Source organism: Oceanobacillus sp. FSL K6-0127, from assembly GCF_037983385.1.
Classification (GTDB): Bacteria; Bacillota; Bacilli; order Bacillales; family Amphibacillaceae; genus Oceanobacillus; species Oceanobacillus profundus.
The window spans coordinates 1611683-1626203 of sequence record NZ_CP150287.1; the positions used below are offsets into that span (position 1 = coordinate 1611683).

15 protein-coding genes are annotated in these 14521 nt (G+C 35.1%); 13 read left to right on the forward strand and 2 right to left on the reverse strand.

Annotation, left to right across the window (positions count from 1 at the left end):
• The first annotated feature begins 22 nt into the window (after positions 1-22).
• From MHH64_RS08050 to MHH64_RS08075, 6 genes are all read left to right on the forward strand, one after another.
• A complete protein-coding gene (locus tag MHH64_RS08050; RefSeq protein ID WP_303447684.1) occupies positions 23-508 on the forward strand; it encodes a diadenosine tetraphosphate hydrolase in 486 nt (161 codons plus the stop codon).
• Between the two features lie 226 nt (positions 509-734).
• Positions 735-1523: a lipid II flippase Amj family protein gene (locus tag MHH64_RS08055; protein WP_303447866.1), complete on the forward strand. Its 789-nt coding sequence runs from the start codon at positions 735-737 to the stop codon at positions 1521-1523.
• A gap of 299 nt (positions 1524-1822) precedes the next feature.
• Positions 1823-3106 (forward strand): histidine--tRNA ligase, encoded by a 1284-nt coding sequence (locus tag MHH64_RS08060; RefSeq protein ID WP_340003033.1) that lies wholly within the window; start codon positions 1823-1825, stop codon positions 3104-3106.
• A 254-nt stretch (positions 3107-3360) separates the two neighbouring features.
• Positions 3361-4071 (forward strand): hypothetical protein, encoded by a 711-nt coding sequence (locus tag MHH64_RS08065; protein WP_340003034.1) that lies wholly within the window; start codon positions 3361-3363, stop codon positions 4069-4071.
• A 102-nt stretch (positions 4072-4173) separates the two neighbouring features.
• Positions 4174-4830 carry an HAD hydrolase-like protein gene (locus MHH64_RS08070; protein ID WP_340003035.1) on the forward strand — a complete coding sequence of 219 codons (657 nt, stop codon included), beginning with the start codon at positions 4174-4176 and terminating at the stop codon, positions 4828-4830.
• A 108-nt stretch (positions 4831-4938) separates the two neighbouring features.
• Entirely contained in the window at positions 4939-5727 is a 789-nt protein-coding gene (locus tag MHH64_RS08075; RefSeq protein ID WP_303447680.1) for a GNAT family N-acetyltransferase, read from the forward strand.
• Between the two features lie 77 nt (positions 5728-5804).
• Here the strand turns inward: MHH64_RS08075 and MHH64_RS08080 are convergent, their stop codons facing one another.
• Entirely contained in the window at positions 5805-6278 is a 474-nt protein-coding gene (locus MHH64_RS08080) for a hypothetical protein (protein ID WP_303447679.1), read from the reverse strand.
• A 272-nt stretch (positions 6279-6550) separates the two neighbouring features.
• Here MHH64_RS08080 and MHH64_RS08085 point away from each other — a divergent pair, with 272 nt between their 5' ends.
• Positions 6551-6982: a hypothetical protein gene (locus MHH64_RS08085; RefSeq protein WP_095313804.1), complete on the forward strand. Its 432-nt coding sequence runs from the start codon at positions 6551-6553 to the stop codon at positions 6980-6982.
• 219 nt (positions 6983-7201) lie between these two features.
• Here MHH64_RS08085 and MHH64_RS08090 read toward each other — a convergent pair whose 3' ends face one another.
• Positions 7202-7552, reverse strand: coding sequence for a hypothetical protein (locus tag MHH64_RS08090; RefSeq protein ID WP_303447676.1), 351 nt, complete (start codon positions 7550-7552; stop codon positions 7202-7204).
• 380 nt (positions 7553-7932) lie between these two features.
• On the opposite strand from MHH64_RS08090, the gene MHH64_RS08095 reads away from it, so the two are divergent.
• From MHH64_RS08095 to MHH64_RS08120, 6 genes are all read left to right on the forward strand, one after another.
• Positions 7933-8763, forward strand: coding sequence for a TIM barrel protein (locus tag MHH64_RS08095; RefSeq protein WP_340003036.1), 831 nt, complete (start codon positions 7933-7935; stop codon positions 8761-8763).
• A gap of 45 nt (positions 8764-8808) precedes the next feature.
• Positions 8809-9207, forward strand: a complete 399-nt coding sequence (locus MHH64_RS08100) for a VOC family protein (protein ID WP_340003037.1) — start codon at positions 8809-8811, stop codon at positions 9205-9207.
• Positions 9208-9278: 71 nt separating this feature from the next.
• Entirely contained in the window at positions 9279-10067 is a 789-nt protein-coding gene (locus MHH64_RS08105; protein WP_303447673.1) for an MBL fold metallo-hydrolase, read from the forward strand.
• Positions 10068-10288: 221 nt separating this feature from the next.
• Positions 10289-10750, forward strand: a complete 462-nt coding sequence (locus MHH64_RS08110) for a VOC family protein (RefSeq protein ID WP_303447672.1) — start codon at positions 10289-10291, stop codon at positions 10748-10750.
• A 307-nt stretch (positions 10751-11057) separates the two neighbouring features.
• A complete protein-coding gene (gene fdhF, locus MHH64_RS08115) occupies positions 11058-14048 on the forward strand; it encodes a formate dehydrogenase subunit alpha (protein ID WP_340003038.1) in 2991 nt (996 codons plus the stop codon).
• Positions 14023-14514, forward strand: coding sequence for a hypothetical protein (locus tag MHH64_RS08120; RefSeq protein ID WP_251659635.1), 492 nt, complete (start codon positions 14023-14025; stop codon positions 14512-14514). Before fdhF ends, MHH64_RS08120 begins: the two co-directional genes overlap by 26 nt.
• Positions 14515-14521: the final 7 nt, after the last annotated feature.

The window sequence follows — 14521 nt, forward strand, 5'->3', positions numbered from 1 at the left end:
CATTCACTAGGAGGATAAGTCTGTGAGAAAAATAACGTTATCAAATGGAAAAACGGTTGAGGTTGCTTGTTTAAGTTGTGCAATAACAAGTAATTTGATTGAACCAGATGGTGGTATTGTATTTGAAACGGAGTATTTTCACGCGCATCAAGATGTTGCTTATCCTATTAAGGGACTTATAATTTTAGCTTCTAAACGGCATATCAAATGTTTTGATGAACTAACAGAGATAGAAAAAATAGATTACATCCAGCTTCTGTCAAAGATAAGAAAAGCTCAGAGAGATGTTTTAGGAATTGAGTACGTTTATTATTTCTACAATGAAGATACAACACATCATTTTCATACGTGGATGGTTCCGAGATTTGATTGGATGTACGAATTTGGTCGCTCGGTTGAATCAGTTAGACCCGTACTTCTATACGCCCGTAACAAAATGAATACGAAAGAAAATATTCAAGAAGTATTGGATGCTATTGATTCTTTAGCTAAGGAATTAAATAAGTGATACTTTAGTTTACCCTTTCTAATTTAGAAACAGATTGTTGTAGTAGGTGGATAGTTTTCCATTAAAATCAGTATTTTTTTTTAGCTGAACTTAGTGAGTTTAATGTTAAAATTGAAAGTATTGTAAAGTTAATAAAGAAATCAAATACGAAGATATCGGGATTTTTCTTTCAAACAAATAAAATGAAGTAGGTAATGTCTTGGAATATTTTACAACACAATTAATAATGATAGCATTGTTTACCCTAATCATTCATTCAATCGAAACTTTAGCATATTCAGTGCGCTTGTCAGGAGCAAGAGTAAGACTATTAGCATCGGCTCTTTCCTTGTTTAATGTAATGGTGATGGTTTCGAGGTTGGCTAATATGATGCAGCAGCCTTTCACAGGGAGCTTGATAGATAATGCTCCAAAAGAAAATGCTTTAGAATTCGTTGCTAGTCAATATCGGATTTTAATTGGTTCTGCCACAGTAGGAACCATTATCGGTGTACTTTTATTGCCGACATTTATTGCTATTTTTTCGCGGGCAATCATTCATTTAGCAGAGGAACGCGGTTCTATCCCGACGTTAATGAGAAAGGGATTTACATTACCTTACTTAAAACGTGCAAAAAAACATATTCATTTACCTAGGTATACATATTTGAAAGATATGAACTGGCGAGATATACCGATTAAGTTATTCTGTATTAATATGTTGATTACCGCAATCTATACAATCGGTGTATTATCTGCATTATATGCTGCATTGCTTGCACCTGAGCGGGAAACTACGGCTGTAATGGCTTCAGGTTTAATTAATGGGGTGGCAACTATCTTACTAATTGTTTTTATTGACCCTAAGATTTCAATCCTTGCAGATGATGTGATCAACAAAAAAGGAAGCTATATTAATTTAAAAAACGCATCTATAATGATGGTGACATCACGATTATTGGGTACACTTTTAGCACAGTTATTGTTCATACCAGGTGCGAAGTATGTAGCATGGTTTACTCAGTTTATTGTATAGTTAGGAAAGTACATATATAAGAATATCAAATCTGATAAGTGGACCTATGTGAAAAGTATAAGAAATAATGGTTGAAATAAAATCAATATCACGATATAATAAATGAAATTTTGAGGTGAGTAAAAATGCTTCCGTTCAAGCTTTCGTTCACACAATTACATCATCATATCAATTAGCCTTGCTATTGGATTTTAAAAAATCGCAAATAGGAAGGCTATTTATCATTAACCGTATTTGATTAAGTTTACACTTCAATCAAGTGCGGTTTTTTATTTTATAAAAATTTGGAGGTTAGCGTCATGAAAAAAATGGATTATCAAAATGTAAAAGGTACACAGGATTATTTGTCGAATGCGGAGGTTGTACGTCGGAATATTAGAAGAACATTAGAAGACGTCTTTATTCAATATGGATGTAAACCGCTGGAAACCCCAATATTAAATTACACGGAATTATTAGCTTCTAAATATGGTGGGGGAGCAGAGATATTAGAGGAAATGTATACATTAACGGATAGAGGGGAGAGGGATTTAGCATTGCGGTATGATCTCACTATTCCGTTTGCAAAGGTTGTTGCAATGAACCCCACATTGAGGATGCCTTTTAAACGCTATGAAATTGGGAAAGTATTTCGAGATGGGCCAATCAAAACAGGGAGGCTTCGGGAATTCACGCAATGTGATGTTGATATTGTAGGTGTTGAGTCACAAATAGCTGAGGCAGAATTAATGGTGATGGCTCTTGATGCATTCAGTAAGATTGATTTAAAGGTAACTATACAATATAACAATCGAAAATTGCTCACAGGAATGCTTGAAGTATTTGGTGTAGAAAGTGAAAAACGCAATAAAGCAGTGTTAATACTTGATAAGTTAGAAAAGATCGGATTAGAAGCTGTTATCACTGAGCTAAGTGAACAAGGATTAGCAAATTCAACGATAGCATCCATTCGGAAATTCTTGAGGGATGAGAATAATATTACCTTTAACTATTTTGAAACTTACGCTAACCAAAATGAACAGGTACGGGAAGGGTTAAATGAATTAAAAGAGCTAGATTCCTATCTTGACTATCTAAGTGTTGATAACCAATGTGTATTTAATCCTTTTTTAGCAAGAGGCTTGGAAATCTACACAGGTACCATTTATGAAATGTTTTTATCAGATCAAACTATTAAATCAAGCATTGGCAGTGGTGGAAGGTACGATAATGCAATTGGTGGTTTGCTAGGGACAAATGAAAACTACTCAACGGTAGGAATATCATTTGGCTTAGATGTAATTTACACGGCCATACGTAATTCCGAGAAGCGTTTAGAAGTCAGTCAGGATGTAGATTATTATATCGTTCCATTGGGCACTCCAAAAGAATCATTAATGGTAGCAAAGGATTTAAGAAAGAAGGGATTTTCAGTCGAATATGAAATGAGTAACAAGAAACTAGGAAAGGCACTTAATAAAGCAAACAAAGAAAAGATTCGTAACGTCGTTATTATTGGGGAAGATGAAGTGAAAAACAATCAGATTAAAATTAAAGATATGATTACTGGAGATGAAAATATTGATACCTATTTGTTTAGGTGAATTAAAGGATAATTGTTTTGAAAGAAAGGGGATATTTTCTAGACGAATGGTTTATTTGTTTTTTTCATACTCCAATCATTTCTTGCGTTCATTTAAATTGAAAAGGTAGATAGTTTAAAGTTTAAATCAGAGTCAGGTTCACTAGAATCTTTTCATTTAGGCAACAACTTCGCGTTTATAAAGATAGAGATATATAATATTTTATGAAGAAGGTTGTACCCTTGTAAGGTTGAGATGCAGAAAGGAATGATCGAATGAAAAGGGGAACAAAGATTTTTTATTACAATGTAGCTCTACTAATGCTGGTACTATTACTTGTTGGGTGTTCTGACAGTGCGCGCGAAGAAGCAGACGCAGGTACTAATGAGGATGCTTTGGCTTCAGAACCAGTAAAAGAAACTGAGGAGCCAAAAGAAAATAATCAAGTAGAAGAAAATTCAAAGAATGGAGAGCCGTCTGCAGAATCAGAAGAGACCATAAGGAATGATTCAATTGAAACACCTTCAGAAGAAACTAGCAATGGAGAATCAACTATTGCAACAGGCAATGAAGAAGAAAATTCATTGTCGACATATTCTTCAGAGGAAATCGAATATGCTCGAGTTTGGTTACAGCTTGGTCCAAATCAAGAAATAGATGAATTGAATGTTTTACATATTCCAGCTGGCGAACCACTGAATCCTGATGATAATACCGACGTTAAATATCCAGAGGATGTTATCCAGCTTAGCGGCTCTCGCTTAGTTGATGGATCAGTAACATATAGTGGTAATGGAGACGGCACGATTAATATATATAACGTCCCATTACGTTGGTACGGTGGATTCTCGCCACCTGATGATTTAGATAAGAATGATGTTATAGCAGAAATGGAGAATATTATTGAGAATACGGAGCTAGTGTATATTGAACCAGGTATGGATGAGGAAGTCATAGATTTAATTGAATTATTAAATATTCATTGATTAATGTAAAGCATAATTGTTTAAAAGTATGGATTTATTTGTATTTGCTATTATGATCACCTTAAAAAAATTAATCAGTAATTGTAATTGGAGAGGGAAAATATGCAGAAAGCACTAATCTTTGATATGGACGGCACACTCTTTCAAACAGATAGAATATTAGAGTTATCTCTTGACGACACGTTTAACTATTTGCGAACGCAAGGTAAATGGGAAGGGGAAACCCCCATTGAAAAATATCGGGAAATTATGGGCGTCCCATTACCTAAAGTATGGGAAACACTGCTGCCTGATCATTCTATAGATGTAAGAGAACAAACGGATGTTTATTTCTTGGAAAGTTTAATCGAAAATATAAATAATAGTAAAGGTGCTTTATATCCTAATGTTAAAGAAGTCTTCAGTTATTTAACGAAGAATAATTGGTCCGTTTTTATAGCGAGCAATGGTTTAAAGGAATATTTAAATGCGATTGTAAGGTATTATCATTTGGATAATTGGGTTACCGAAACATTTAGTATACAACAAATAAAATCATTGAATAAGTCCGACTTAGTGCAAGATATTGTAAAAAAATATGGTATTACCAATGCACCAGTAGTAGGAGATCGTCTATCAGATATAAAAGCAGCGAAAGACAATGGTTTAGTTGCAATTGGTTGTAATTTTGATTTTGCACAAGAAGATGAATTGGCCAAGGCTGACTTTGTTATCGATGACTTAATTGAACTAAAAGAGGTTTTAGCTAAATTATTCTAAGATTCCGGCTGTTATTCTATATAATAGAAGAACACGTATAGATAAGCTACTTGTTCCTCTTTCCTTATATGTTAATAGGGCTAAACCTAAGTAAAGGATTTGTTCGAGATGAAAGTGTTAAAAGAGACAGAATATCATCGCGTTCTACCTGTGTTAATAGAGAATTCGAGAAGGTGTCCAACATTTGCTTATTCTGTTGCGGAAAACATAATCCCTGGAATTGTGTATGCAGATGATCAAATTCAACCGAGAACAGTTTTAATTGGCACTAGAAATGGTGTATATTTTATTGCTGGTAATGAATGCAACCCTACATTTAATGATGCATTTTTCGCTTTGTACAAACAGCATACTAGGGAAAGTGCTAGATTCACGTTGTTTTCAGCCACAGGAAATTGGGACAGGGTCATATATAACCTTCTCAAAGAAGAAATAATTCAAATGAAAAGAAGTTCATTTGAATATAATCCAAGAAATTACCCGGTTAAGAAAAAGCAGTTACCTAGTGGATTTACGATCAGAGAAATTAGCCAAAAGACCATTGAAATGAGTTCTAGTTTTAATGAAAGTTATTATGATCAGTATTGGAATGGCATACCAAACTTCCTGAAATATGGATTCGGTTTTTGTGTAATAAATAATGATCGGGAAGTAGTAAGTGAGTGTACTTCTATCTTTACCAGTCAATCTTTTGTAGAAATTGATATCGTGACACAGAGTCAATATACTGGTAAAAGTTTCGCTTTTATTTTAGGAATGTCATTTATCGATAAATGTTTGGAAAAAAGGCTAACACCTAGATGGGACTGTGATGTGGAAAATATTAGCTCTATAAAATTGGCTGCTAAGTTAGGGTTTGTTAATCCAGTTGAGTATTCAATATTTGTTCGAAAATAATATAAATATATCGGTGAGACAAAATCATAGATTAATATGAGAGAAATGGACGATTTCCAGATAACTCTCCATTTCTCTTAAAGGGATTCTTCATTTAAAAACGTTTCATCAATCTCCGGCTTTTGATATAAATTAATTCGCTCTTGAACATTATCACTTTCATTAGGATCCCACCACTCAATTATCATATAAACACCACTTAATTCATCGAAATCAATGGGGGCGCCACCTTCTAATGTTCCGGTCGTTTGCTCTTTAATATCTGCGCGTCCAGAGACTGAGCCAGCATGAATTTTATGATCTACGCCATTAATAACCGCATATGTATCAAAGCTAAAGGAATCTGTAATATATTTATTTTCTTCCTTCATTATCAGCTTTCCATTTCCGACCTTTATTTCATCTGGGGTTAATATTATTTCATAACCAGACAATCTCCAAGTCTCACTATCGCCCAACAGGGATAAATAATAATTCGTTTCCAATTGCTGATCCTGACATGCAAATAAAATGAAAAGCAACGGAACTAAACTAAATAAAACCTTTTTCACTATCGGAATCCCCTTTCATTACAACCGTTCCTTTATCTTAAAGAAATAGTTTAAATCATTCCAAAAGTTCTATTTTTAATATAACATAGATTTAAGGGGAAATTTGGTAAAGGCGATGAAGGATACTGAGAAATGAAAAAGAAATTATGGATACTAATTCTAATTTAATTAATTACAATTGGTGGAGGTTACACCACTCAGACTTCAACGTTTAATTCATTTTCTAAGAATGTGATTAACCTTAATAGAAAGTATAACGACAGGGTGATTTTATGAACATTAAGTTATCATTTATTTTAAACACTGTTAAACCAAATGAAACTGAATCACAATATTCTTCTTACGACATTGGATTTATTGAGGGCGAGTTAAAGATTTCGCTAAATGAAAGAGTATTTTTCTACGACCCATACATCAATCTTGCGGAGCTGGGAATTCAATTGGGAGAGTGGATCCAACAAGTACAAAAAGGATATAGAGTAAATATGAATTATGAGACAATTGATCACGATGAGGTAATTCTTAACTTTCTTCATGTAGCTAAGGACAATTGGCATATTTTTTCAATCTGGCAGGATTTCGAGTCTAAAGAATTCATAACTACTGCGAAATTAGTGGAAGCTGTTAAGGAATATTTATATGGTTTAAACAATGAACTCAAAGCAATAGACTATGTTGTAAAACTTGATAAATACCTAAAATAAAATGGAATTTTAGTAGGGTAAACCTTGCTCTCAAAGGCTTTCCTTAAAGTTTAACAAAGCCTTAATTAAAAAAGGAATAAAGCCAGAAGCAATTTGATTGAGGGGAATGTATGATTTTAAAATCATTTTATGTTGAAGCTCCAAGTGGATTTCGGATCGAAGCTTTGTCAAAGTGAAGTTATTGAACAACAGACACAAAAGGGCTAATTCCGAGCCCTTTTATGCCAACTCAATCTTATAAACTCCACGATTCGTTGTAAGAACAAATGTCTCCCCATTAAATTCATAGAGGGAGTCATCCTGCAGGGGGATTTCATAATTCGGTGATGGGAGTGATACATTACTCATAGTAGTCAGTGTTTCTATTTGGCCATCTCCATGTAAAAGTAAGCTATGTTTCGGTACGTAGTCATCGATTCTGCGTAAGTTTTGGTCATAGGAAATATTTTGCAGATTCAATACTGTTTGATCGACATCATCTAATTCGTGCTTGGTAATTTTAATTGTTCTTCCGCTCCACTGTTGAAGCAATACATTAAACTCTTCAACAGATAAAAATTCATGATCCATAGAATCCCTCCTGACTTTAAATTCTCCTACATTCAAAGTAAATATGCAGATTAAAATTTTATTCCAAGTGAATAAAGATAGTAGAATAATTAGCTTCCGCCTTTCAAGCTTGTTACAATAAGAATCCATCTATATTTTCTGTATAATGTGAAACTTAATGAATTATCAATTCGTAAACAAATACAGGTGGTGATCATTATAAATAACAATATTCTATTAGAGGGTGCAAAAAAATTTGGTGCTGATTATTCAGACTTAAAATTAATTGGAGGATTTTCAAACAATACAGGCCAATAGAATTTATGAAATCTAGAAGTGCCTAACAGTCACAAACGAGTTTACGTATCTAAAAGCTATAATAGATAGAAGGAGAGGAAAAGATGCATCATCACATAGGACTTTCTGGAAGTACAATTATGTCAGATCCTGAGAAAATCCCTTTATTATTTGATAAGGATAATGTGAGTCATATTGAAATTGGCGAATTTCCAAGTGAGGATTCCTTTAATTATTTCATAGAGTTAACGAATAAAGAAAATAAAACGTTTGGACTGCATTCTCCATTGTACAGAAATCAAAGTAAATACGATTTGCTGGAAAAGGTAAATTACGAACCAGAGCAGGCTTGGAGACAGTTTGAATCGGAAGTTAACTATATGTCCAAGTTAGGCGCGGCTTATATTTTAGTACACTTTCCTTACTTCAAAGAAGAAAAAGACATTGATTCTGCTGAAATTATTGAAAGCGGATTAAAAAGATTGCATCAGCTGCAAGATAGATATTCTATATCAATTGTGTGCGAACCAAAATTAGGTCATAACAGATCCGCGTTTGGTATAAAAGCACTGGATGCATTTCCAATTGAAATCTGGGATAGGTATGGAATAAAACTTTGTATTGATATCGGGGATTATGTATTAGCGGTTGGCGATGAAGCAATAGATTATATCGAAAAGTGGAAAAAGCATGTAAAGGTAGTACATTTACACAACGTAGAGTTTCACAATGATAAATATATTTGGGTGCCTGTTCATCCATCTCACGAAAATAGCAATTCGCATTTTAAAGTAAAGAATTTAATTTATCAGCTATCGACAAATTCGGATGTGTTTTTCATTTTTGAACATACGCCACATACAAATCCGACAGAAGCCTTTGTTAATGAAGGGATTGATTGGGTGAAAGATATAATAGGCATAATAGGCGACTAACCAAATTCAAGACCCAGCAATGATTATTTAGAGGAGGAATTTATCATGGAATTTACGCACACTCGATTGCTTGTAGACAATTATAAAGAATGTTTTTTATTTTATAGAGATGTATTAGGGTTTGACGTGTCTTGGGGCGATGAGAATTCTAATTATGCCGATTTTAAATTTAATGGAGCTACTTTAGGTGTTTTTGATCGTAAACAGATGATTAAAGCAATTGGTGGAGATTATTCTAATGATATTGAAAAAGTAGATAGGACAGCTTTAATTTTTAGTGTAGAAAGCGTGGAAGAATCATATCAAGCATTAAAAAATAAAGTGAATTTTATTACGAAACCAACCGAACAAAAGAATTGGGGTATTAAGGTAGCGCATTTTAGGGATCCTGCTGGGTCACTGATAGAAATTTATGAAAGCATCGAAATGAGCACAGAATTTTAATTGTGTTAAAGGACAGATTTTCAAAAATAATATAATCATTTAGTAAGTAAAAATAGAGAGGGAGCGTTTAAATGGTTGGTATTACAGACGCTTGGTTCACAGTGACGCAAATAGACGATACTACGTTTGCTATTAGTGAGTTCGGACATTGGGAAAAAGTCCACTCCTACTTGTTAATAGGTGAAGAGAAGGCAGCATTAATTGATACAGGACTGGGGATTGACAATATAAAACGAATTACTGACCAACTAACAAGCCTGCCAATTATTGTTCTAACCACCCATGTTCACTGGGATCATATCGGAAGTCATTCTGAATTTAAGGACATCTATGTCCATAAGGATGAAGAAGACTGGCTTATCAATGGAATTAAGCAACTTTCCATAGAGCAAATAAGAAAAGATGTAAGTCGTGATATTACCTTACCTACTCCAGTGACATTTAATCCTGCTACATACAGACCATATCAAGGAAAGCCTACTGGTCTATTAAATGATGGGGATGAAATAGAGATAGGAAATAGAAACTTGACGATTTACCATACGCCAGGCCATTCCCCAGGTCATATATCTATCTTAGATAATCATACTGGTTATTTGTTTACAGGAGATTTACTCTATGATGAGACTCCAATCTATGCTTTCTTTCCTACAACTAATCCTATGGAGTTAGTACAATCATTAGAAAGAATCTCAACGATTCCCCACGTAACGAAGATTTTTGGTGGACATAATACGATAGGGCTGAATCCCGATCTTTTACAAGAAGTGAAAAATACAGCAAAAGAGCTAAGAGATGAAGGACTTATAAAATTTGGGACTGGTATTCACCAATTTAAAGGGTTCCGTGTTCAATTTTGAAGAAATTCTTATAGCTAATAGGGCATCTTAAGAGAAGTATTAGAGGTATCAAAATCATCTAAACTTCAGTTTTTGAGATGGTTTTAAAATGCCAAATATTAAAGGGAATTATGTTTTAGTTGCTACATTCACAAGCTCGAGTGGTACTGCTCAATATGTGGGAAACATGTTAATTCAATAAATGTAATTTACTTGTTAGAGTAAAAGGAGAATTATCTATCATGATTAAAGGATTATACGAAGCGCATTTACCAGTCAGTAACTTAAAACGGTCAATTGAATTTTATGAAAATCTAGGTCTCGTGCTTGATCATATTGTTGAAGAGAGGCTGGCATTTTTGTGGATTGAAAGAGACAAAAGTTGGCTTGGATTATGGGAATCAGAAAATGTACAGCTAGAATACCATCCTTCGATAAGACATATCGCATTTCAAGTAACATTAGAAGACCTTAAGAAATCAGTTGGTTGGTTACAAAGTATAGGATATGAACCAAGGGAGGCATTTGGTTTTAAACCCGTAGAACCGTTCGTAATGCCACATGAAAGCTACGCTCATGCTAAAATCCATTTCAATGATCCAGATGGCAATAGTTTAGAACTAATTTGCAAACTAGAAAATCCTAAAAAGATAGCCAAACGGATGTATTTAAGCGAGTGGGAACAATTGAATTCACATACATAAAATTAATTAAATGATGAGAGTTTGAATTTTGTAATACATTCCATATATATATTAACGTACTCGCTATATTTTTAGCGGGTCTTTTTTTCTTTGTTGAAGCGGTTATAAAAAAACTAAAGTGAAAGCTATCATTCACTTTAATTAATTCTATCACACCTTCCTGAAACCAATTGACGACTATTCTTCACTTGATTCTTCGTGTAAAAGCAACATGCCCTCACTCACCTTGTTTACAAACTCCAGTTATATTTTAAATTTTTTAGTAAATACTTTCATATAAAGGAAAATAAGGTGGTGAGGGATTTTTATGGAAAGTCGTAGTTTCCAAATAACCGTAAATGACATTACAATCGAAGCAAAAGATGGGCAATATATTTTAGAGGCAGCTTTAGAAAGCAATATTTATATTCCCGGTATTTGTTCGTCACAACCAGATCTAGGTATAGGAACTATTCAAACTTGTGACACATGCTTTGTAGAAGTCGATGGGCAATTAAGACGAGCATGTGCGACAAAAGCGGAACCCGATATGGTTGTAAACTCTGTGTCAGAAACAGCAAAAGAAGCACAGTTAGAGGGTATGTCACGTATTCTGAAGGACCATGAGCTTTATTGTACTGTTTGTGACAATAACAATGGAAATTGTGTGGTACATAATACTGCAGAATACTTAGAACTAGAGCACCAAAAATACGAATTTACACCCAAACCGTATCCTCCAGATAATTCACATCCATTTTATCGATATGAGCCTGATCAATGTATCAAATGTGGGTTGTGCGTGGAGGCATGTCAGGACTTGCAAGTAAGTGAAGTGCTTAGCATTGATTGGGATCGGGAACACCCAAGGGTCATTTGGGATAATGATGTGCCAATTAATGAATCTTCTTGTGTATCATGTGGACATTGTGTTTCCGTATGTCCTTGTAACGCTCTAATGGAAAAATCCATGCTCGGTGAAGCTGGGTACATGACGGGAATACCAAATAATATCCTTGAACCAATGATTGATCTAACAAAAGAAGTGGAACCAGGATATAAGGAAATCTTCACCATCTCCAATGTTGAAGCGGCGATGCGTGAAGATCGGATTAAGAAGACAAAAACGGTTTGTACCTATTGTGGGGTAGGTTGTAGTTTTGAAGTATGGACAAAAGGTAGAGATATTCTTAAAGTTCAACCTCAGAGTGATGCACCGGTTAACGGTATTTCTACTTGTGTCAAAGGGAAATTCGGTTGGGATTTTGTGAATAGTGAGGAGCGCCTTACCAAACCATTGATTCGTAAAGGAGATAAATTTCACGAGGCAACCTGGGAAGAAGCGCTGAGCTTAATGGCCGAGAAGTTTATGGAAATTAAAGAAAAAGAAGGTGGCGACAAGCTTGGTTTTATTGCATCTTCTAAATGTACAAACGAGGAAAATTTCCTATTCCAAAAACTAGCTCGTTCCATTTTTCAATCTAATAATGTTGATAATTGCTCGAGATACTGTCAAACTCCTGCATCAGCTGGACTTATGCGCACAGTTGGTATTGGTGGGGATTCTGGAACAATCAAGGACATCGCGGAAGCTGATTTAGTAATGGTTGTTGGTGCAAATCCTTCCGAATCCCATCCCGTATTGGCAACAAGGGTGAAAAGGGCACATAAATTACATGGTCAGAAACTGATTGTATCAGATTTGCGAAAGAATGAACTGGCTGATAGAGCTGATTTATATATTCATCCAAAACCAGGAACAGACTTAGTATGGCTGTCCGCTGTTACGAAGTATATTCTTGATCAAGGATGGGAAGATGAAGCGTTTTTACAAAAACGTGTTAATCAAGTAGAGGAGTATAAACAATCATTAGAAAAATTTACGCTTGATTATGCGGAAAAAGTAACAGGTATCTCGAAAGATACATTAATACAAGTAGCGGAAATGATACACGAATCAAACGGTACATGTATCCTTTGGGCTATGGGTGTTACACAACACCTTGGTGGTACAGACACAAGTACCGCAATTGCTAACCTTTTATTGGTCACAGGAAATTTTGGTAAACCTGCAGCAGGTGCTTATCCGCTTCGTGGTCACAATAATGTACAGGGAGCAAGTGATTTTGGAACGATGCCAAACTGGCTGCCAGGATATGAACCAATTGAAAATGATTTAGTACGTGGACGCTATGAAAAAGCATGGGGAACAAAGCTGCCTAAAGATCCTGGTCTGGATAACCACCAAATCGTGGATGGTATTATGGATGGCAACATAAAAGGCATGTACTTATTCGGTGAAGAAATGGCATTGGTTGATTCCAATATTAATTTCGTACATGAAGCATTTGAAAAACTGGAATTCTTTGTGGTGCAAGATATTTTCTTCTCTAAAACGGCCCAATTCGCAGATATTGTTTTACCAGCTGCTCCTAGTTTGGAAAAGGAAGGTACTTTTGTAAACACAGAAAGAAGAATCCAACGCTTTTACCAAGTATTAGAACCATTAGGTGATTGTAAACCAGACTGGCAAATCTTCCAGGAATTTGCAAATAAATGTGGAGCTGACTGGAAGTATGAACACCCATCTGAAATTATGGCGGAAGTAGCTAAATTAGCTCCTATTTTCGCAGGTGTAAGCTATGATCTTCTTGAAGGGTGGGATAGCCAAATTTGGCCTGTTAAACCAAACGGAGAAAGCACTCCATTGCTATATGAAGAAGAATTTAAATCTAAAGATGGTAAAGCAAAATTATTCCCAGTTGATTGGACTCCACCAATGGAGTTTGGGAAAGAATTTGATCTTCACCTAAACAATGGACGACTTTTGGAACAATTTCATGAAGGCAATATGACTAATAAATCAGCCGGAATTAATCAGATAGTTTCCGAGCCATGGCTTGAGGTTTCAAAAGAACTAGCAGAAGAAAGAAATGTCGAGACCGGTTCACTCGTCCGTCTCATTTCCCCTTATGGAAAGGTGAAAGTGCGTGTGTTGGTATCTGAAAGAGTAACGGGGAATGAACTGTACCTGCCTATGAATACCGTGGAATACGAAAAAGCAGTAAATGCGTTAACAAGCAGTTACTATGACAAAGACACACATACACCAAATTATAAAGAGGCACAAGTAAGAATGGAAGTGCTCGAGAAAACAGGCGAATCTCCATTGCCAAAAAATAATCACCGTTTCGGTAATCCACAACCACATATCGGTGTAGAAGTAGAGAAAAAATGGAGAAGAGATGATTTTACGCCGATACCTGAAGTGATAAGAAGAGAGGGTGGTTTACGTGGCAAGGGCAATAAGGCAAATTGAGAAAAAACAACTTAGTGAAGAGGAAGAACGTGCACAAGACCTGCAAGCAATTATTAAACAAATTGCGGAAAACCGTGAAGCTATTGAAGATACCCTTATTATATTAAAAGAACTCCATGATTTTGGAGTTCTTGATATGCTTAAAGGTTTGCTGCGCACACGTGAAAAAGTAGGTGCGATTGCCGTTGAACAACTGAACCAAACTGGGATGCATAATATTATCAAAAATGGAATGAGCACCATTCAATTGCTTTCCGATATGGATCCCGATCAAATAAAGGCAATCTTTAATGGGGTAAATAAAGGATTAGAAAGAATGACAGAAGCCTCCAATTACAATGAAAATATTGGAATGTGGAACCTCTATAAGTCAACAAAAGATATTGAAGTAAGAAATTCCCTTAATGCGATGATTCAATTTTTAAGTGGTATGGGTGAAGGATTATCTCAAAAACATACTTCTTAAGTGAAGG

Excerpts from the sequence above, each read along its gene's own strand:
- MHH64_RS08085 (WP_095313804.1), top strand. The coding sequence starts at position 6,551 with ATGAACATTAAGTTATCATTTATTTTAAACACTGTTAAACCAAATGAA.
- MHH64_RS08065 (WP_340003034.1), top strand. The coding sequence starts at position 3,361 with ATGAAAAGGGGAACAAAGATTTTTTATTACAATGTAGCTCTACTAATG.
- MHH64_RS08060 (WP_340003033.1), top strand. The coding sequence starts at position 1,823 with ATGAAAAAAATGGATTATCAAAATGTAAAAGGTACACAGGATTATTTG.
- MHH64_RS08100 (WP_340003037.1), top strand. The coding sequence starts at position 8,809 with ATGGAATTTACGCACACTCGATTGCTTGTAGACAATTATAAAGAATGT.
- MHH64_RS08105 (WP_303447673.1), top strand. The coding sequence starts at position 9,279 with ATGGTTGGTATTACAGACGCTTGGTTCACAGTGACGCAAATAGACGAT.
- MHH64_RS08075 (WP_303447680.1), top strand. The coding sequence starts at position 4,939 with ATGAAAGTGTTAAAAGAGACAGAATATCATCGCGTTCTACCTGTGTTA.
- MHH64_RS08095 (WP_340003036.1), top strand. The coding sequence starts at position 7,933 with ATGCATCATCACATAGGACTTTCTGGAAGTACAATTATGTCAGATCCT.
- MHH64_RS08055 (WP_303447866.1), top strand. The coding sequence starts at position 735 with ATGATAGCATTGTTTACCCTAATCATTCATTCAATCGAAACTTTAGCA.
- MHH64_RS08070 (WP_340003035.1), top strand. The coding sequence starts at position 4,174 with ATGCAGAAAGCACTAATCTTTGATATGGACGGCACACTCTTTCAAACA.
- fdhF (WP_340003038.1), top strand. The coding sequence starts at position 11,058 with ATGGAAAGTCGTAGTTTCCAAATAACCGTAAATGACATTACAATCGAA.
- MHH64_RS08110 (WP_303447672.1), top strand. The coding sequence starts at position 10,289 with ATGATTAAAGGATTATACGAAGCGCATTTACCAGTCAGTAACTTAAAA.
- MHH64_RS08090 (WP_303447676.1), bottom strand. The coding sequence starts at position 7,552 with ATGGATCATGAATTTTTATCTGTTGAAGAGTTTAATGTATTGCTTCAA.